This window comes from Stenotrophomonas sp. 10N36 (assembly GCF_056395005.1).
In genome coordinates, this window is record NZ_JBFTIS010000003.1 from 126,232 (window position 1) to 143,479 (window position 17,248).

Below are 17,248 nucleotides of genomic sequence, written 5' to 3' on the forward strand. Positions count from 1 at the left end.
TCTTCCGGTCCTGCGCATGGCGCTCGTGCCCACCCTCAAAACCTGGTTGCTGGTCGTACCGGCCCTGGCGTTGCTGGGGGTGGTGGGCTATCGCGCCGGTGGGCATGTGCGGCACGACGACACGGTGCCCGGTACGGTGGACGAAGCGCCGGTAACGCTGGTCTCGTCCGCGCCGATGCAGGCCCAGCAGCTGGCGCGCCAGTTGCTGTCGATCGAGCGCGGCACTGCGGTGGCCTCCGGCCTGCCGCTGGATATCCGCGCCGACATCGAAGGCGATACCGATCTGTTCGCCTATGCCCAGCGCCTGCAACTGCAGGCCGCCAACGGCAATGCCGAAGCGTCGTGGATGGTCAGCCGCGTGTACGACTACTGCGCCATCTATGCGATGGATCCGGGCGGCTACCAGTTGGACAACGCGCTGTTGAACGGGCTGGGCCTGACCGCCGCGCCGGCCATGGTGCAGGCCCGCGAGCGCGTGGCGCGACGCTGTGGCGGCTTCGTGGCCAGCGACGGACTGGGACGCCAGTTGATCCTCACCCAGCGCCAGCAGGCGGCCAAGGCCGGCAACCTGGCCGCCGAGGCGTCGTTGTTCGCCGACGGCCAACCGTTGATGACCACGCCGGAGTATCGCCGGGGGCTGGTCGAGCGCGTGCTCGATTCCCGCGACCCGGAAGCCTTCATGGCGCTGTCGCCGGCGATGGGACAACGCGCCAGCGGCGACCGTGCGCTGGAGGGTCTGGTGGCAGGGGATCAGTTCAGTGAACTGGCCTGGCGGCTGGGTGCATGCCAGCTGGGCATGGCCTGCGGGCCGGACAGTGTGCTGATGAACAATTTCTGCGCGAACGGTGGGATCTGTTCGCAGGACGGTGGGCAGGATTTTGCCACCTTCGTCTATGACGCCGCGGTTTCGCGGCAAGGTGCGGGGAAAATGAAGGCTTTGGTTGAAGAACTGATCAAGAAGAGGAAAGGGCGATGAATTACCGTCGATTCCTGCACGGTGCCAAGTTCTGGTTCTGGGTGGTGTTGTTCGTGGCCTATTCGGCCGGCGCGGTCGGGCTGGTGATGATCGATACCTATGAGGATCGCTATCGCAACCTGTCCAAGGTGCAGTTGACCTCGGTGAAGACGCAGGAAGACGTGCGACGCGCCGGTGCCAGCCAGGTGGCCGCGGTATACCGCGCGCAGAGCGGCATGCCGTTCGCGTCGCTGCCGGCCGGCAGCACCTTCCAGGTGGTGTGGCCCGATGGTTCCACCGAAACCATGGTGATTGTCGACCCGACCTCGTCGCTGGGCGTGGCACCGGTCAAGAACAGCCAGGTGACCGCGGCGAACGCGCCGCGCTGATGCCGCAGGCCGAAGGGGGCGTGGTTGCCACGCGCCCGCTGCGGTTGGTGCTGCTGCCCGGTCTGGATGCGACCGGCAGCCAGCACGCCGCGTTCTCCGCCGCGATGCAGCGGCTTGGGGTGGTGGTCACGGTGATTGCCTACCCCGTCGACCGCACGCTGGACTACCCCGCGCTCGCGAGCTTCGTGCGGCAGGCATTGCCTACCGACGGCGACTACCTGCTGTTGGGTGAATCGTTTTCGGGGCCGCTGGCGTTGTCCATCGCCGCTGCACCGCCGCCCGGTCTGCGTGGTGTGATCCTCTCCACCACGTTCGCGCGTTCGCCCTGGCTGGCATGGCGTCGCCTGCAATCGCTGTTGTACTGGGCGCCGGTGCGTGCGCTGCCGATGCCCGCGTTGTCGTGGCTGCTGCTGGGCCGTTGGAGCACGCCCGCCTTGCGCGATGCGCTGCGCGATGCCCTCGCCAGTGTCGATGCGGATGTGCTGCGCAGCCGTGCGATTGCCGCGCTCGGCGTCGATGTCGCTGTCCACGCAGGCGCGATGAGGCTGCCCACGCTATGCCTGCATGCGGTGCAGGATCGCCTATTGCCCCGGCGCTGCCAGCGCCACCTGTCGGCGTTGCTGCCCGCGCAGGCCACTCGATGTCTGGACGGCCCGCATCTGATGCTGCAGGCGCGGCCGGAAGCGGCGGCGCAGGTGGTGGCTGCCTTCATGCAGGATGTCTGCGGCAGCGCGTAACAGTCGTGGGCGTAGCCGGCATACACCCGATGTGACCGGCGCGTTGTGATCCTGTCCACGCGGTCTTCGCTTACGGATCTCGGGCAATTCACGGTGTGACGCGCAGCCTGCGGGTGTTGGCTGCATCCGCAGCGCACGTGCCGGAGACCCTGTCGAATGAATACCCGAGGCGATTACGCCGCATCCGAACCACACGCCACCGCGACGGTTGCGGTCGTCACCCCGCCCCCCATTGCGCCGCACGACAGTGCCACGTCCTGGGGCGCAATCTTCGCCGGTGCCGCCGCGGCTGCCGCGCTGTCGCTGGTGTTGTTGATCCTGGGCGTCGGCCTGGGGCTGTCGTCGGTATCGCCGTGGTCTTATGAGGGCGTGTCGGCCGAGGCGTTCGGCTGGTCCAGCATTGCCTGGCTCACCTTCACTGCCATTGCCGCCTCCGGACTGGGCGGCTATCTCGCGGGCCGGCTGCGCAACAAGTGGAGCAACCTGCACGGCGATGAGACCTACTTCCGCGATACCGCACACGGCTTCCTGTCGTGGTCGGTGGCTACGCTGTTGACCGCTGGCCTGCTCACCACCGCCATCGGCGGCGTGCTGGGCGCGGGCGCCAAGGTGGCCGGTGCCACCGCAGGGGCGGCCGCCACCACCGCAGGCGGGCTGGCCGCCGCTGCCGGTCCGGCCGCCATGGGCGGTGACAACGGCGACCTGCAGTACTGGGTGGATGGCCTGTTCCGCGCCAATCCGAATGCACCGGCTGCACCGGCCGCACCGATGGGCCCGCCGCCGGCACCGGTTGCCGGCGCTGCACCGGCGATGGTGCAGCCGCAGGCAGGCGCCGTAGCACCGCCGCCGCGCCCGATGCCGGGTGCCGAACGCGGCCCGGGTCCGGGTCGGGGTGACGTCCGTGGTGAGGTCAACCGCATCGTGGTCAACAGCCTGAAGGGCGATGCGATGGACCCGGCCGATACCCAGTACCTGGCGCAGCTGGTGGCCAACCAGACCGGCATGAGCCAGGCCGAAGCACAGGCCCGCGTGACCGACATGCAGACCCGCCTGCGCGCCTCGCTGGAGAAGGCCAAGAACGACGCCAAGCAGGCGGCTGACGACGCCCGCAAGGCAACCGCCTACGCGGCGCTGTGGCTGTTCATCACGCTGCTCATCGGCGCGTTCAGCGCCAGCCTGTTCGCCACCTGGGGCGGCCGCCGCCGCGACCTGTAACCCACCGCTCAACGAGGAGGATTCACCATGAGATACCTGCTGCTGTGGTTCCTGGGCATTCCGATCCCGATCCTGCTGCTCATCGCGCTGCTGCGTTGAGGCAAAGCGTACCGACCAACGGTCGGTACCTACCGGTCGGTGTCGACCCTTGGTCGACCCACCGGAACCGGCCCAAGCACCGGTAGGTGCCGACCGTTGGTCGGCACGGGGAACCGGCCCAGGCACCGGTAGGTGCCGACCGTTGGTCGGCACGCAGGAACCGCTCCCCGTAACCCATATTCCGGACAAACAAAAAGGCGGGGGAATCCCCCGCCTTTCTGCTGTAACGCTCTACCGCGCGATCAGGTCAACGCAATCGACTTGTTCTTGCGTTCGGCCAGGCGCTTTTCCAGGTAGTGGATGTTCTGCCCACCGGCCTGGAAGCCCTTGTCGCGCATGATCCGCTGCTGCAGCGCCACGTTGGTCTTGATGCCATCGACCACCATCTCGCTCAGCGCCACGCGCATGCGCGCGATCGCGGTTTCGCGGTCCGGGCCGTGCACGATCAGCTTGCCGATCATCGAGTCGTAGTTCGGCGGCACGCGGTAGCCACTGTAGATGTGGGTATCCACGCGCACACCGGGACCACCCGGCGGATGGAAGGCGGTGATCTGGCCCGGGCTCGGCACGAAGGTCTCGGCGTCTTCGGCGTTGATGCGGCATTCGATCGCGTGACCGGTCAGCACCACGTCGCTCTGCTTGATGGTCAGCTTCTGGCCGGCGGCAATGCGCAGCTGTTCGCAGACCAGGTCGATGCCGGTCACCATCTCCGTCACCGGATGCTCCACCTGCACGCGGGTGTTCATTTCGATGAAGTAAAAACGGCCGTCTTCGAACAGGAACTCGAAGGTACCCGCGCCGCGGTAGCCGATGCGGATGCAGGCTTCCACGCAGACCTTGCCGATCTGCTCGCGCATTTCGTCGCTGATGCCCGGTGCCGGCGCTTCTTCCACCACCTTCTGGTGGCGGCGCTGCATCGAGCAGTCGCGCTCACCCAGGTGGATGGCGTTGCCCTGGCCGTCGGCCAGCACCTGGATCTCCACGTGGCGCGGATTCTCCAGGAACTTCTCCATGTACACCTGGTCGTTGCTGAAGGCAGCCTTCGCTTCGGACTTGGTGGTCTCGATGGCCGCCTTCAACGACGCCTCGGCATGCACCACGCGCATGCCGCGACCGCCGCCGCCACCGGACGCCTTGATGATGACCGGGTAACCGATCTCACGGGCAATCTTGGTGTTGGCCACGATGTCGTCGGTGAGCGGGCCGCCCGAGCCGGGCACGCACGGCACGCCGGCAGCCTTCATCGCACGGATCGCTTCCACCTTGTCGCCCATCAGGCGGATGGTGTCGGCCTTGGGGCCGATGAAGATGAAACCGGACTCTTCCACGCGCTCGGCGAAGTCGGCGTTCTCCGACAGGAAGCCGTAACCCGGGTGGATGGCCTGGGCGTCGGTGACTTCCGCCGCGGCAATCAGCGCCGGAATGTTGAGGTAGCTCTCAGACGACGGTGCCGGACCAATGCAGACCGACTCGTCGGCCATGGCCACGTGCTTGAGGTTGCGGTCGACCGTGGAATGCACGGCCACCGTGCGGATGCCCAGGGTGTGGCACGCGCGCAGGATGCGCAGCGCGATTTCCCCTCGGTTGGCAATAACGACTTTGTCGAGCATGGACGAGTCCTTAGCCGATCACGAACAGCGGCTGGTCGAATTCGACCGGCTGGCCGTTTTCGCCCAGGATGGCGACGATGGTGCCGGAAACATCGGCTTCGATCGGGTTGAACATCTTCATCGCTTCGATGATCGCCAGCGTTTCGCCTGCCTTCACGGCCTGGCCCACCGACACGAAGGCCGGCTTGTCCGGCGAGGACGACGAGTAGAACGTGCCGACCATCGGTGCGCGCAGCACGTGGCCGTCCGGCAGGGCATTACCGGCCTTGGCGGTGCCGCCGGTGGAGGCTTCGGTGGGCGACTGCATCGGCATCGCCGGGGCCGCGGCGGCCTGCACCGGCGCGGGCGCCATCATCATCTGCGGGGCGGCCTGCATCATGCCGTAGCCGGAGACCGGGGCGCGCGACAGGCGCACGGACTCTTCGCCTTCCTTGATTTCGATTTCGGCGAGGTTCGACTCTTCCAGCAGGTCGATCAGCTTCTTGATTTTGCGGAGATCCATGGGGGCCTCTTGGCTCGTGGTGTCAGTGTGGTGGGAAGCGCGGTGCGCTCGGGTCAAAGCAATTCGTAGAAATCGCGCAGTTGCCGCGTACGGTCGCGCGCCAGGGTGATCAGGCAGCGCATCTGCGCGCCATTGCGCGCGGTGCCATCGGAGTTGAGGGCGTAGACCGCATTGCAGTCGTGGTCGCGCAGCTGCATCCAGGCACGTTGCGCCAACACCAGCTCCTGTTCGGCATTGCCGCAGTAGCTGCAGCTGCCGCCCTTGGCCGGCGTACGCAGCTGCTTGCGCGCCTGCGCATACACGGCATTGAGTTCGACGTCGGCGGCGGCCGCCACGTCCGAGGCGCACAGGTCGCTCTCCATCGTGGTGGTCGGGTGCGCACAGTCGATGCCTTCGGCCTCACGGTCGGATGCCGCCGCGCCGGCACACAGGCCAGCCGACAGCACCACGCAGGCAAGGGCGCGCAGCAGCGTCATCAGGCGCGCGTGCCCTGCAGGCGGGTCAGGGCGGCATCCATCGCGTAGCGGTAGCTGTCGGCCCCAAAGCCGCAGATCACGCCCACCGCCTTGTCGCTGAAATAGCTGTGCTGGCGGAACGGCTCGCGCGCATGCGGGTTGGACAGGTGGATTTCGATGAACGGCACGTCCACCGCGGCCAGCGCATCGCGCAGGGCCACCGAGGTATGGGTGAACGCGGCCGGGTTGATCAGGATGAAGGCGGTGCCGTCTTCACGGGCGGCCTGCACGCGGTCCACCAGGTGGTGTTCGGCGTTGGACTGCAGGCTCTCCACGTCATGCCCGGCGGCGTGCGCCTGGGCCAGCAGGGCCTGGTCGATCTGCGCCAGCGTGGTGTGCCCATACACCCCCGGCTCGCGTGTGCCGAGCAGGTTGAGGTTGGGGCCATGCAGGACCAGCAGTTTCGCCATGGGTGCCACGAAGCGGGAAAGGGCGAAGTCTGGCGGAACCGGCTGATGGTGTCCAGTTCGGCGAAGTTACGCGTGTTTCAATCGATTGTTTGAAATGCGCTGCATTCACCCGCCCCGCCAGCATCTCACGCGCTCACCCGCCTGATGCAACACGCGCCCCTGCACGGCCGTGCCACGACCCGGAGCGCTCACCCGGTATGCGCGTCCGCTGGAAACCACCGCTTCCCGAGACGCAACGCCACATGCACCAGCAGGATCAGCACCGGCACCTCCACCAGCGGCCCGATCACGGCGGCGAACGCCACCGGTGAGGCCAGCCCGAAGGACGCGATCGCCACGGCGATGGCCAGTTCGAAGTTGTTGCCGGCCGCGGTGAACGCGATGGCCGTGGTGCGTGGGTAGTCGCGGGCGATGAACCGGCCCATCAGGAAGCTGAGGATGAACTGGATCAGGAAGTACAGCGTCAGCGGGATGGCGATGCGCACCGCATCCATCGGAATGCGCAGCACCTCGCCCCCTTTCAGGCTGAACATCGCCGCGATGGTGAACAGCAGCGCGGCCAGCGTGATCGGGCTGATTCGCGGCAGGAACGTCTCTTCATACCAGCGGGCGCCCTTGCGCGCCTGCAACCAGCGCCGGGTGAGGAAGCCGGCCAGGAACGGAATGCCCAGGTAGATCAGCACCGCCTCGGCAATGGTCCAGAAGCTGACGTTGATGACGCTGCCCTGCAGCCCGAGCATCGAGGGCAGCCACGACAGGAAGAACCACGCATAGCCGCTGAACAGTGCGATCTGGAAGATCGAGTTGAACGCCACCAGCCCTGCCACGTACTGGCTGTCACCGCGGGCCAGCTGGTTCCATACCAGCACCATGGCGATGCAGCGCGCCAGGCCGATCAGGATCAGGCCGGTCATGTAGTCGGGATAGTCGCGCAGGAACAGCACGGCCAGGCCGAACATCAGCAGTGGCCCCACCACCCAGTTCTGCAGCAGCGAGAGAAGCAACACGCGCTTGTCGGCGAAGACCCGGGGCAGTTCCTCGTACTTCACCTTGGCCAGCGGCGGATACATCATCAGGATCAGGCCGATCGCGATGGGGACGTTGGTTGAACCGACCGACAGGCTGTCCAGCGCGGCCGGTACGCCGTCGAACATCGCGCCCAGCCCCACGCCCAGCGCCATGGCCAGGAAGATCCAGAGGGTGAGGTAGCGATCCAGAAAGGAAAGACGCGGGGGCTGAGGGGTCATGGCGCGTGCTCAGCAACCGGGCCGGTCACAGGCCGCATCATCGGCGCAGCAGTTTTCGGTGAGGTAGGCCACCAGTGCGTTCATGGCCTGGAACTCGGCCCGGTAGCAGATGGTGCGGCCACGCTGCTCGGCGTTGATCAGCCCGGCCGCGCTCAGCTCCTTCAGGTGGAAGGACAGCGTGGCCCCGGGCAGCGCCAGCGCCTGGGCGATGTCGCCGGCCAGCTTGCCGCCGCGGCCGGCCTGCACCAGCAGGCGGAAGATCGAGAGTCGGGTGGCGTGGCCCAGGGCAGCCAGTGCATGTGTTGCCGTCGTATGTTCCATGATTCTAGAATAATGGAACTATTCGCGATGGACAACCCCATGCACCCCCTCCCCAACGTAGTGCCCGGCGCTCTGGACCTTCCCTCGGCCGCCAGGCTGGAGCAGGGCACGCCGCTGCATCACCGCCCGCGCATCCTCATCCTGTATGGCTCGCTGCGTCCGCAATCGTTCAGCCGCAAGCTGGCGCTGGAAGCGCAGCGGCTGCTGGAACAGCTTGGGGCGGACACCCGGCTGTTCGATCCGCGTGGCCTGCCGATGCTCGATGCCGAACCGGCCACGCATCCCAAGGTGCAGGAACTGCGCCAGGCATCGCTGTGGTCCGAAGGCCAGGTGTGGGTCAGCCCGGAGCGGCATGGCACGCTGACGGCGGTGTTCAAGAATCAGATCGACTGGCTGCCGCTGGAAGAAGGCAGCGTGCGCCCCACCCAGGGACGCACGCTGGCGGTGATGCAGGTCTGCGGTGGCTCGCAATCGTTCAACGTGGTCAACGCGCTGCGGGTGCTGGGCCGTTGGATGCGCATGGTGACCATCCCCAACCAGTCGTCCGTGCCCAAGGCGTGGCAGGAGTTCGATGACGCGGGGCGGATGAAGCCGTCGGCCTATTACGATCGCGTGGTGGACGTGATGGAGGAACTGGTCAAGTTCACCCTGCTGGTGCGCGGGCGCAGCGACTACCTGGTGGACCGCTACAGCGAACGCAAGGGCGCGGTGGAGGCGGTCGCGCTTGCGGCCGCTGCCGGCGTGGTGGACGCAGCCTTGAACCAGACGGAGGGCGCATGAACGCCGTCATTTACCACAACCCCAATTGCGGCACCTCGCGCAACACGCTGGCGATGCTTCGGCACGTGGGCATCGAACCGGAGGTCATCGACTACCTGGCCCACCCGCCCAGCCGCGCGCGCCTGATCGAGCTGATCACAGCGGCGGGCCTGAGCGTTCGCGATGCCATCCGGCAGAAGGGCACGCCCTATGACGCGCTGGGGCTGGGCGACGCCGCGCTCAGCGACGACGCACTGCTGGACGCGATGCTGGCCCACCCGATCCTGATCAACCGGCCGTTCGTGCAGACGGCGCTGGGCACCCGGCTGTGCCGTCCCTCCGAGGTCGTGCTGGAGATTCTGCCGCCGATGACGCGTCCTTTCATCAAGGAAGACGGCGAGGTGGTGGACGCGGGGCAGCGGAGCTGACCGATCCCGATGCAGCAAACGCCGGAAGGGTTGCCATGACCATCGGGGGTTTCCGCTGCGCGCCCGGTGCACCAGCATCGCGTCCAGGCAAGGCACCCGCCATTGCATGGAGGCAGCATGATCGGACGCATCAGCGGTATGTTCATTCTTGGGCTGTGCAGCGCCAGCGCGCTGGCCGCCGGGACGGGGTACCAGACCCCCTTCCACCCCGATCAGCTGAAGGGCCCGCCGGCGGGCCGGCCCAACGAGGTGCTGGTGCTGGGCTCGCCGCACCTGTCGGGCATGCCGGAGGCCTTCGCACCCGCCCAGCTGGAACCGCTGCTCGAGCGTCTGGCCGCATGGAAGCCCGAGGCGATTGCGGTGGAGGCCGTGTCCGGCCTGCAGTGCGACTACATGCGCCGCAATCCCGCGCGGTATGCCGACAGCGTCAGCAGCTACTGCGTGGATACCGGGCCGGCGCAGGCCGCAACCGGCCTGGACGTACCGGCCGCCAACGCCGAGGCCGAGCGCCTGCTGGCCCAGTGGCCCGCCACCCCCAGTGCGGCGCAGCGGCGACGGCTGGCGGCGGTATGGCTGGCCGCCGGTGAGCGCAACTCCGCGGTGGTGCAATGGCTGCGCCTGCCCGCCGAGCAACGCATTGCCGCTGACGGTATGACCGACGCGCTGGTGGCTTTCCTGGACAAACGCCTGCAGCGGCGCGACGAGTCCGTGCTTGTAGCCGCCACGCTCGCCGCCCGGCTGGGACTGGAGCGGGTGTGGGCGGTGGATGACCACACCGCCGATTCGCCCACCCCCAAGGAGGTGGAGAAGGCTGCGGCTGATGCGATCACGAAGGCATGGGACAACCCGTATTCGAAAGCCCGCGCCGCTGCGGACATTCCGCTGTACGCCAACGTGGCACAGCCTGACGGCCTGCTGGCGATCTACCGCGCCTACAACGCACCGGAAGGCGCGATGCAGACCTACCGCAGCGATTTCGGTGCAGCGTTGGTGGAACCGTCGCCGCAGGCATTCGGCCGCAACTACGTGGGCTACTGGGAAACCCGCAACCTCCGCATGGTCGCCAACATCCGCGACGTGGTCGGGCAGACCCCCGGCATGCGCCTGCTGGCCATCGTCGGCGCGTCGCACAAGCCCTACTACGAGGCCTACCTCAACCTGATGCACGACGTGCAGCTGGTGGATGCCGAGGACGTGCTGCGCTGACGCCCATCGACGGCGTGGCGCCTAAGCACGCCGTTTCAAATGCAGGGGTTCGGCTAGGCCAGGAGATAACTTCCGGCCTATATCGCAGCCTTCGATGGCCATGCTAGGTTGCGCTGCCCAACACTGCCGTGGGCATCCATCCAGGGGCCTGCCGTGCGTGTCAGTCGATCCGTCTTGTTGATGGCGATCCTCGCCGCCGCATGGGCCGTGCAGCCCACCCTTGGTCAGGCGAAGCCCGCCGGCATCCCACCGGCGGATCGCCACGCGCAGGTGGACGCGCTGTTCGCTCCGTGGAACGGCACCGCCACGCCCGGCTGCGCGGTGGGGATCTCCCGCGACGGTGTGCTGGACTACGCGCGCGGCTACGGCATGTCCACGCTCGAGTACGACATCCCCCTCTCCCCGGAATCGATCTTCCTCGTCGGCTCGGTCTCCAAGCAGTTCACCGCCTTCTCGATCGCGCTGCTGGCACAGGACGGCAAGCTGTCGCTGGACGATGACATCCGCACCTACCTGCCGGAGATGTCGAACATTGGCCGCAAGATCACCATCGCGCAGTTGATGCACCACACCAGTGGCCTTCGCGAGCAGGGGCAGCTGCTGTACCTGGCCGGGTGGCGCAGCGACGACCTCATGACCCAGGACGACATGCTGGCCATTGGCAGCCGGCAACGTGGCGTGAACTTCGCGCCGGGCAGCGAAACGCTCTACAACAACCTGGGCTATACGCTGCTGGCGGTGATCGTGCAGCGCGTCTCCGGCAAGCCGCTGTGGGCCTTTGCCGATGAGCGCATCTTCAAGCCGCTGGGCATGGCCGACACCCACTTCCAGGACGACCACACCGAGATCGTGCGCGGGCGTGCCGCGGCGTACCAGGCCGATGGCAAGGGCGGCTGGAAGATCAGTATTCCGGCCTCGGACTACTACGGCCCGACCGGGCTGTTCAGCACCGTGGGCGACCTGCTGAAGTGGCAGACCAACTTCGTTGACGGGCGCGTGGGTGGGGCAGCGTTGGTGGCCTCCCTGCAGCAGTCGGCTGCGCTGGATAGCGGCGCCCCAACTGGCTACGGCGGCGGCGTGTTCGTGAGCACCTACCGTGGTCTGCGCACCATTGGCCACGATGGCGTGCATGCCGGGTACCGGGCCGACGCGCTGGCCTTCCCCGACCAGCGGCTGGCGATCGTGACGCTGTGCAACGGCACCACGCTTGCACCTGCGGAGCTCAACCAGAAGATTGCGGCGGTGTATCTCGGGGCCCAGATGACGCCCGTTGCATCCCCGGTGAAGGTACCGGAAGCGGCGTTGCTGCCGCTGGCGGGCGTGTATTGGAGTGCCGTGACCGACGAGGTCGTACGGGTAGAGGTGAAGGACGGTGGGCTGCGTCCGGTCGGCGCGTCGTCCCCGTTGGAAGCGCTCGGTGGTGGGCTGTTCCGCGCGGGCGAGGTGGCGCGATGGCAGTTCGACACCTCCACCAAGGCGCTGCCAGCAGCACGCGAGCTGCGGATCTGGGATTCCTGGCCCACGCCGCGCGTCTTCTCGCGCGTCAATGCGCCGATGCCCAATGCCGAGGCGCTGGCATCGATGGCCGGGCAGTACCGTATCGACGAGGTCGGCATGACCTATACGGTGCTGATCGTGGACGGCAAGCTGACCGTGCGCTGGCCGCGCCAGAGTGACCTGGTGCTGGAAGCCGTGGGCGGTGACCGCTTCGTCAGTGGCCCATGGACGGTGACATTCACGCGAACGTCGCTGGGTGCGGTGGACGGGTTGACCCTCACAGCCCGCCGGTTACGGCGCCTGCGGGCCGAACAGATCACCACGGTGGAGGTGCCGGCGGTAGCGGCGACACGCATAGGCGCCGACCACGCGCGCTGACGCCCGATCCTCCAACGCTGCCGGACTGGCTTATGATCCACCCACTTCAACTCCTGCACCGGCATCATGGACCGATCCCGTACGCACCTTGCCTGGCCACCGCGCGTGCTGGCCCTGCTTGCGCTGCTGCTGTTCTGCACCTCAGCTGCGCTGGCGCAGACCGCACGCAAGCCATCACCCTACGAGTACCGGCCAGGTAACGAGGCCGCTGCAACGCCCACCGAAGGGCCGGACTATCTTTCGCGCGTCGACAACCGCGCGCAGTTCATGCAGTTGGCCCGTGTCTACAACGCCGGCACCGCGCTGGAGATGCCGCACCTGATCTTCGTGATCGACCGGCAGAACGCTGCGCGAATCTACTACATCAACACCCCACGCATTGCGCTGCACGAGCAGTTCGTGCGCCGCCAGCGGCTGGTGCGCAGCCTGGACAAGGCCATGCTCAACGCCCAGTACAGGGACCCCGAGCGGCGCTTCCTGTTCGGCACGCTCAGCTGGCAGCGCGATCTGCCCGGCTACACCTACGAGTTCTGGGAGGGCGACAAACTCACCGCGCCCCTGCTGCGGCAGACCGACGCGGTGGTGCGCGCATCCTTCCGCGAGCCGATCCGCTTCAAGACCAACTCCACCCAGCACGAGCAGCTGGCCACCAGCATGGGGCTGGCCTACGTCAGCCAGGAGGCACTGCTGCGTGAGCAGCGCTTCCTGCCGTTGAACACCGGCCGCGCCGAGGGGCGGCTGCGCATCGTGCGCTCGGAGGCACAGCTGCGCACGCTGTCGCCGGGCGACATCCCGGTGCTGGACGAGGTGCCCATCGCGCTGGCACCGGTGGCCGGCCTGGTCACCCAGCGTCCCTCCACCCTGCTGTCGCACGTGAACCTGCTGGCCAAGGGCTGGGGCATTCCCAACCTCTACCTGCGCGATGCCCAGGCGGCCCTGCGCCCGTACGACGGCCAGTGGGTCGCGCTGGAGGTCACCCACAACAACTACCAGGTCACCCGCCTGACGCGCCCGGCACGCACGCCGTCGGCCACGGCGGCGCGCCCCACGGTGCGCAACCTGCCACGTCCGGACCTGAGCGTGGTCGCCCTCAAGCCGCTGGCCGCGCTGCGCGCGCGTGACAGCGGCCATTGCGGGGTGAAGGCGGCCAACCTGGGCACGCTGAAAACCGCGCTGCCACCCGCCGCGCGCGTGCCCGACGGCTTCTGCATCCCGTTCGCCCACTACCAGGCGATGATGCAGCGGCTGCGCATTCCCCAGCGCCTGCAGGAACTGCAACGTCTCCCCGGTTTCAGTACCGACGCGGCCGTCCGCCGTGACGCGCTGGCGGGACTGCGTGCGGAGATCGCCAACGCCGCGCCCGATCCGGCCTTCGTGCGCAGCCTGGACAGCCAGTGGCGCAGCCAGTTGCAGGGCGGCGCGGTGTTCGTGCGCAGCTCGTCCAACTCCGAGGACCTGCCGGGCTTCAGCGGCGCGGGTTTGTACACCACCGTGCCCAATGTCACCCGCACCGACGACGTGGCCAAGGCCGTGCAGACGGTCTGGGCGTCGGTCTTCAACTTCGAGGCGTACGAGGCCCGTACGGCCGCCGGCCTGCGCCAGGACGCGGTGGCCATGGCGGTACTGGTGCAGCGTGCCGCGCCTTCGGACAGCTCCGGCGTGATGATCACGCGCGATCCCTTCGACGCCGCCCGCCGCCACATCACCTACATCTCGGCCAAACGCGGCCTGGGTATCCGCGTGGTGGAAGGCAAGCGCCAGGCCGAGCAGGTGATGTACTCCACCTGGTCCAAGGCGGTGCAGGTGCTGAGCCGGTCGGCTGAAGATACCCAGCTGGTGGCCAACGCGGCCGGCGGTGTGCGCGAAGTGCCCATCACCGGCTCACGCCAGGTGCTCACCGATGCGCTCATCGCGCGGTTGGCCCGGGTGGGCGCCAGCACCAAGCAGGCACTGGGTGGCGTGGACCAGGACATCGAGTGGGCCGTGGTGGGGGATGAGGTACTGATCCTGCAGTCGCGGCCGTACGTGGATGGCAGTGCGCGGTAGCGGATGCGCTGGCGTGCGCCGGTTGAACCCACCTATCAGGAGCGTTGCATGGCCATACGAAGCATCCCGCTGATCGCCTTCTTCGTCGCGCTGGTTGTCTGTGCCCCGGCACGCGCCGAACGCACCGTGGCCGACGATGTGCAGGCGATCGAACACGTGATGGACGCGTTCCAGTCAGCGCTGATCCACAAGGACAAGGCGGCCTACATGGACCTGTTCTTCTCGGACAAGCCCGCCGACATCGGCTGGCAGTTCGTGTCGGAGGATGTTCGCCTGGCGACGATCCGCAAAACCAAGCCCGACGCGATCAAGGCGCGCCAGCTTCCCTCGAACACCTTTGTCGCCCTGATCGACGAGGTGGTGGCGACCACCGAGCCGCGCGCCGAGGAATTCTCCAACGTGAAGATCGACACGGACGGCGATGTTGCGTCGGTGTCGTTCGATTACCGTTTCCTTGCCAACGGCGCGACGACCAACTGGGGCAGGGAGATGTGGCAGCTGGTGCGAACCGAGCGCGGCTGGAAGATCTTCTCGGTGGTGTATTCGATCCATGACAGGTTGAGCAATGCGGGCGACTGATGGCTCGCGCCGGCACAGTTCAGCCCGTGCGTGATCTCTCACTATGCAGCCATCCGGCCCGTGGTCCGGGTCACAAAGGGGACGTCGATGCACGCGCTTGACCGCCTTCAGAAGTGGTACGCCGATCAGTGCGATGGGGACTGGGAACATTCCTTTGGCATCAGGATCGACACGCTGGACAACCCGGGCTGGACGGTGTCCGTGGACCTGATCGATACGGTGCTTCAGGACAAGCCCTATGCCCCCATCCGCCGAGGTGACTCAGAGACGGATGCGCAATGGCTGTATTGCAAGGTCGACTCGTGCAGGTTCGAAGCCGCCGGCGGCGTTGCGTGCCTTCCCGACATGTTGGAGCAGTTCCTTTGCTGGGCAGGTTACTGAGCGTGTTGGCACGCCGGCCTTTGGGGCCGATGACCAAACGTCCACGTACGGCTTAGTGCACGCCTGTGCGTTGCGGGGAGCTCAATCCCTCTTCAACGCGCAGGAATGCATGCATGAAGCAACGAACGGTCAGGGTTCCTGGTAGTCGCTTTCATCGTAGCTGCCCATCACCGTGCAGGTCAGCGATGAACTGCCTTCGCCCAGCATGAGCTCACCCATCTTCGTCGTGCGTCCAGCGTTGGCGGCGAGCCTTGCCGCCTTGCGCACAGCAGCGGCGCTGGCGTTGAACGCGGCGGTGTAGCTTTCGCCCAGGTCACCGTCCGGATCGATATAGATGGATACCTCGCGCACCGGTAAGCCGAACACGGCAAACGGAACCGGTGGGGTGATCGGCTTGAACTCGCCGGACGCGCTGCGGTCAAGGGCCTTCCAGGCGGCGCTGTCCGCGTCGGGTTGCGTCCTGCATTCCAGTGCGGCCTGGATCGCCGGTGCCACGGCACGCCATTGCGCCGCATCCAGCGCGTGAGCCGCCGGCGCGGCGAGGAGGCCAACAAGCAGTGGTGCGATGTACTTCACGCGGGCACTGCGCACCTGCGTCATCCATTGACCAACGATCATTCCCTGTTACTCCGGTTGCGCCTCAGGGTGTCAACGGCGACGGACCACGATGGCCACTCCCTGGCAGGGGCAAGTCTACGATCTGTGCCTGCACCGGGCCACCCTTCGGCAGGTGCGCGCAGCCGCATCGGGGTGCGGCCTCCCGGTGACGGCTCCAGGCCGTAGAATCGCGATTCCAACGGTGAAGGATCACGACATGAAGCACAGGGGCAGGGGACCGGGCAGGCTGTGCATCGCCCTCGCAGGACTGACGCTGCTGGCCGGGTGCACCGAACCGCCCATGGCCGAGCCCAATGTGCAGGCAACGGCAGGGAGACGCGCGCCCGATCCTTCCGTTGAGGGGGCGACGCGGGCCGAACCCGCCCCGGCGCCGACGCCGACGCCGACGCCGACGCCGACGCCCGCCGCGCAGTTCGAAGCGCCGGCCAAAGCGGACACCCCGCCGACCACCTGCCGCATCGATGGGTTCGTGATGCCGGCCAACGCCAAGGTCTATGCGGCGGGTGCCTATGCAGGCAAGGAGACCGACCTCCAGATCGACCAGAGCGGCCACCAGGCCACGACCATCCAGGTGGCGGTGCACGCACCTGACGCCCCGGTGGTGCTGCTGCTGGGCGCTTACGAACCCACGGTCTGGAGTGTGGGCTGGACGCGTGGCACGCGTATCGCCGCGGTGCTGCTGACCGGCTATCACCGCCAGCAGCTGACCGGCCTGCCCGCCGCGGTGCCGCTGCTGGTGAGCACCTACGACAATCGCGGTCCCTGCGGCTATGCCTACGTGGGCGGCGAAGGCTCAGTGAAGCTCAATCCCCTGGCGCGCGAAGTGTTCGGGCGCGCTGTGGATGTGGCCTATGAGGCGCGTGATGGCCGCGCGGTGGTCGGCAGGCTACCGCCGGGCGCGCCATTGGTGACCGATGCCGCAGCGGCCCCGGTGCAGGACTTTCAGTTGAAGGGCGTAGCGCCAGCAGGCCAGGCCGGCATCGACGCGGCGCTACGCACTGGCATCCTGCGCCCCGCAACAGCGGCCGACCTGCGCGCATGGGAGGCCGCCCGCCAGCAGAACACCGGCGCGCCGGACGTGCCGCGCATCGAGGGGGCCAGCGCAGCGCGTCAACAAAGCGTGCCGTACCGCAGCTACACGGTGCTCAAGGCGTTCGCCCTTCCCGCCGGCCTGTATGGCGCCCACTCGGCCACGTTCTTCGTCGCGCCCGGCGTACCGGCACCTACCGGCAATCCCGGGCATTCGGATGTGCGTTTCATCGAGAACGGACGTTGCCTGGGGGTGACGTGCGGGATGCGGTAGGAGCAGGGCGCGGTCATCACGTATGCGGCTACGTGGCACTGACGAACCCCGCG

General features: G+C 67.4%; 19 protein-coding genes. 12 read left to right on the forward strand and 7 right to left on the reverse strand.

Translation table 11 applies throughout. The features are described 5' to 3' along the window. Nucleotides 1–16: 16 nt before the first annotated feature. The 4 genes from AC1DCJ_RS05470 (at nt 17) to AC1DCJ_RS05485 (ending at nt 3,296) form a co-directional block, all read left to right on the forward strand. Entirely contained in the window at nt 17–976 is a 960-nt protein-coding gene (locus AC1DCJ_RS05470) for a hypothetical protein (protein WP_137190558.1), read from the forward strand. Then, nucleotides 973–1,344 (forward strand): hypothetical protein, encoded by a 372-nt coding sequence (locus AC1DCJ_RS05475; RefSeq protein ID WP_137190557.1) that lies wholly within the window; start codon nt 973–975, stop codon nt 1,342–1,344. The genes AC1DCJ_RS05470 and AC1DCJ_RS05475 overlap by 4 nt, the downstream gene beginning before the upstream one ends. After that, nucleotides 1,344–2,081: an alpha/beta fold hydrolase gene (locus AC1DCJ_RS05480; protein WP_478070311.1), complete on the forward strand. Its 738-nt coding sequence runs from the start codon at nt 1,344–1,346 to the stop codon at nt 2,079–2,081. The genes AC1DCJ_RS05475 and AC1DCJ_RS05480 overlap by 1 nt, the downstream gene beginning before the upstream one ends. 156 nt (nt 2,082–2,237) lie before the next feature. Next, nucleotides 2,238–3,296, forward strand: coding sequence for a hypothetical protein (locus AC1DCJ_RS05485; protein WP_478070312.1), 1,059 nt, complete (start codon nt 2,238–2,240; stop codon nt 3,294–3,296). Between the two features lie 341 nt (nt 3,297–3,637). Here the strand turns inward: AC1DCJ_RS05485 and accC are convergent, their stop codons facing one another. The 6 genes from accC to AC1DCJ_RS05515 form a co-directional block, all read right to left on the reverse strand. Further along, the gene (accC, locus tag AC1DCJ_RS05490; protein WP_038685860.1) at nt 3,638–5,005 is read right to left on the reverse strand and encodes an acetyl-CoA carboxylase biotin carboxylase subunit; all 1,368 of its coding nucleotides are present in this window, start codon (nt 5,003–5,005) and stop codon (nt 3,638–3,640) included. Between the two features lie 10 nt (nt 5,006–5,015). After that, a complete protein-coding gene (gene accB, locus AC1DCJ_RS05495) occupies nt 5,016–5,507 on the reverse strand; it encodes an acetyl-CoA carboxylase biotin carboxyl carrier protein (protein WP_038685861.1) in 492 nt (163 codons plus the stop codon). 53 nt (nt 5,508–5,560) lie between these two features. Then, nucleotides 5,561–5,983, reverse strand: coding sequence for a lysozyme inhibitor LprI family protein (locus AC1DCJ_RS05500; RefSeq protein ID WP_038685863.1), 423 nt, complete (start codon nt 5,981–5,983; stop codon nt 5,561–5,563). Beyond that, entirely contained in the window at nt 5,983–6,432 is a 450-nt protein-coding gene (aroQ, locus tag AC1DCJ_RS05505; protein ID WP_137190553.1) for a type II 3-dehydroquinate dehydratase, read from the reverse strand. The genes AC1DCJ_RS05500 and aroQ overlap by 1 nt, the downstream gene beginning before the upstream one ends. A gap of 188 nt (nt 6,433–6,620) precedes the next feature. Continuing rightward, nucleotides 6,621–7,679, reverse strand: coding sequence for an ACR3 family arsenite efflux transporter (gene arsB, locus AC1DCJ_RS05510; protein WP_478070313.1), 1,059 nt, complete (start codon nt 7,677–7,679; stop codon nt 6,621–6,623). A 9-nt stretch (nt 7,680–7,688) separates the two neighbouring features. Next, complete coding sequence (locus tag AC1DCJ_RS05515; RefSeq protein ID WP_313245956.1) at nt 7,689–8,000, reverse strand: ArsR/SmtB family transcription factor; 312 nt, start codon at nt 7,998–8,000, stop codon at nt 7,689–7,691. Nucleotides 8,001–8,039: 39 nt separating this feature from the next. On the opposite strand from AC1DCJ_RS05515, the gene arsH reads away from it, so the two are divergent. The 7 genes from arsH (at nt 8,040) to AC1DCJ_RS05550 (ending at nt 15,274) form a co-directional block, all read left to right on the forward strand. Further along, a complete protein-coding gene (gene arsH / locus AC1DCJ_RS05520; RefSeq protein ID WP_478070314.1) occupies nt 8,040–8,780 on the forward strand; it encodes an arsenical resistance protein ArsH in 741 nt (246 codons plus the stop codon). Next, nucleotides 8,777–9,187: an arsenate reductase (glutaredoxin) gene (arsC, locus tag AC1DCJ_RS05525; protein ID WP_478070315.1), complete on the forward strand. Its 411-nt coding sequence runs from the start codon at nt 8,777–8,779 to the stop codon at nt 9,185–9,187. Before arsH ends, arsC begins: the two co-directional genes overlap by 4 nt. 117 nt (nt 9,188–9,304) lie before the next feature. Continuing rightward, on the forward strand, nt 9,305–10,393 hold the full coding sequence (locus tag AC1DCJ_RS05530; protein WP_478070316.1) for a DUF5694 domain-containing protein: 1,089 nt from the start codon (nt 9,305–9,307) through the stop codon (nt 10,391–10,393). 180 nt (nt 10,394–10,573) lie between these two features. Further along, entirely contained in the window at nt 10,574–12,268 is a 1,695-nt protein-coding gene (locus tag AC1DCJ_RS05535) for a serine hydrolase domain-containing protein (RefSeq protein ID WP_478070317.1), read from the forward strand. Between the two features lie 66 nt (nt 12,269–12,334). Then, a complete protein-coding gene (locus tag AC1DCJ_RS05540; RefSeq protein WP_478070318.1) occupies nt 12,335–14,314 on the forward strand; it encodes a PEP/pyruvate-binding domain-containing protein in 1,980 nt (659 codons plus the stop codon). Nucleotides 14,315–14,362: 48 nt separating this feature from the next. After that, nucleotides 14,363–14,893, forward strand: coding sequence for a Cif family virulence factor (locus tag AC1DCJ_RS05545; RefSeq protein ID WP_478070319.1), 531 nt, complete (start codon nt 14,363–14,365; stop codon nt 14,891–14,893). A gap of 87 nt (nt 14,894–14,980) precedes the next feature. Further along, a complete protein-coding gene (locus AC1DCJ_RS05550; protein WP_478070320.1) occupies nt 14,981–15,274 on the forward strand; it encodes an immunity 53 family protein in 294 nt (97 codons plus the stop codon). A 129-nt stretch (nt 15,275–15,403) separates the two neighbouring features. On the opposite strand, the gene AC1DCJ_RS05555 is transcribed toward AC1DCJ_RS05550, so the two are convergent. Then, nucleotides 15,404–15,865, reverse strand: a complete 462-nt coding sequence (locus tag AC1DCJ_RS05555) for a hypothetical protein (RefSeq protein WP_478070321.1) — start codon at nt 15,863–15,865, stop codon at nt 15,404–15,406. Nucleotides 15,866–15,941: 76 nt separating this feature from the next. Between AC1DCJ_RS05555 and AC1DCJ_RS05560 the strand changes: the two genes are divergently transcribed. Continuing rightward, on the forward strand, nt 15,942–17,195 hold the full coding sequence (locus tag AC1DCJ_RS05560) for a hypothetical protein (RefSeq protein ID WP_478070322.1): 1,254 nt from the start codon (nt 15,942–15,944) through the stop codon (nt 17,193–17,195). The last annotated feature ends 53 nt before the right edge of the window (nt 17,196–17,248 follow it).

Excerpts from the sequence above, each read along its gene's own strand:
- arsC (WP_478070315.1), top strand. The coding sequence starts at position 8,777 with ATGAACGCCGTCATTTACCACAACCCCAATTGCGGCACCTCGCGCAAC.
- AC1DCJ_RS05485 (WP_478070312.1), top strand. The coding sequence starts at position 2,238 with ATGAATACCCGAGGCGATTACGCCGCATCCGAACCACACGCCACCGCG.
- accC (WP_038685860.1), bottom strand. The coding sequence starts at position 5,005 with ATGCTCGACAAAGTCGTTATTGCCAACCGAGGGGAAATCGCGCTGCGC.
- AC1DCJ_RS05475 (WP_137190557.1), top strand. The coding sequence starts at position 973 with ATGAATTACCGTCGATTCCTGCACGGTGCCAAGTTCTGGTTCTGGGTG.
- AC1DCJ_RS05470 (WP_137190558.1), top strand. The coding sequence starts at position 17 with ATGGCGCTCGTGCCCACCCTCAAAACCTGGTTGCTGGTCGTACCGGCC.
- AC1DCJ_RS05540 (WP_478070318.1), top strand. The coding sequence starts at position 12,335 with ATGGACCGATCCCGTACGCACCTTGCCTGGCCACCGCGCGTGCTGGCC.
- AC1DCJ_RS05480 (WP_478070311.1), top strand. The coding sequence starts at position 1,344 with ATGCCGCAGGCCGAAGGGGGCGTGGTTGCCACGCGCCCGCTGCGGTTG.
- AC1DCJ_RS05535 (WP_478070317.1), top strand. The coding sequence starts at position 10,574 with ATGGCGATCCTCGCCGCCGCATGGGCCGTGCAGCCCACCCTTGGTCAG.
- accB (WP_038685861.1), bottom strand. The coding sequence starts at position 5,507 with ATGGATCTCCGCAAAATCAAGAAGCTGATCGACCTGCTGGAAGAGTCG.
- AC1DCJ_RS05550 (WP_478070320.1), top strand. The coding sequence starts at position 14,981 with ATGCACGCGCTTGACCGCCTTCAGAAGTGGTACGCCGATCAGTGCGAT.
- AC1DCJ_RS05500 (WP_038685863.1), bottom strand. The coding sequence starts at position 5,983 with ATGACGCTGCTGCGCGCCCTTGCCTGCGTGGTGCTGTCGGCTGGCCTG.
- AC1DCJ_RS05560 (WP_478070322.1), top strand. The coding sequence starts at position 15,942 with ATGGCCACTCCCTGGCAGGGGCAAGTCTACGATCTGTGCCTGCACCGG.
- AC1DCJ_RS05530 (WP_478070316.1), top strand. The coding sequence starts at position 9,305 with ATGATCGGACGCATCAGCGGTATGTTCATTCTTGGGCTGTGCAGCGCC.
- arsB (WP_478070313.1), bottom strand. The coding sequence starts at position 7,679 with ATGACCCCTCAGCCCCCGCGTCTTTCCTTTCTGGATCGCTACCTCACC.
- AC1DCJ_RS05545 (WP_478070319.1), top strand. The coding sequence starts at position 14,363 with ATGGCCATACGAAGCATCCCGCTGATCGCCTTCTTCGTCGCGCTGGTT.
- aroQ (WP_137190553.1), bottom strand. The coding sequence starts at position 6,432 with ATGGCGAAACTGCTGGTCCTGCATGGCCCCAACCTCAACCTGCTCGGC.
- arsH (WP_478070314.1), top strand. The coding sequence starts at position 8,040 with ATGCACCCCCTCCCCAACGTAGTGCCCGGCGCTCTGGACCTTCCCTCG.
- AC1DCJ_RS05515 (WP_313245956.1), bottom strand. The coding sequence starts at position 8,000 with ATGGAACATACGACGGCAACACATGCACTGGCTGCCCTGGGCCACGCC.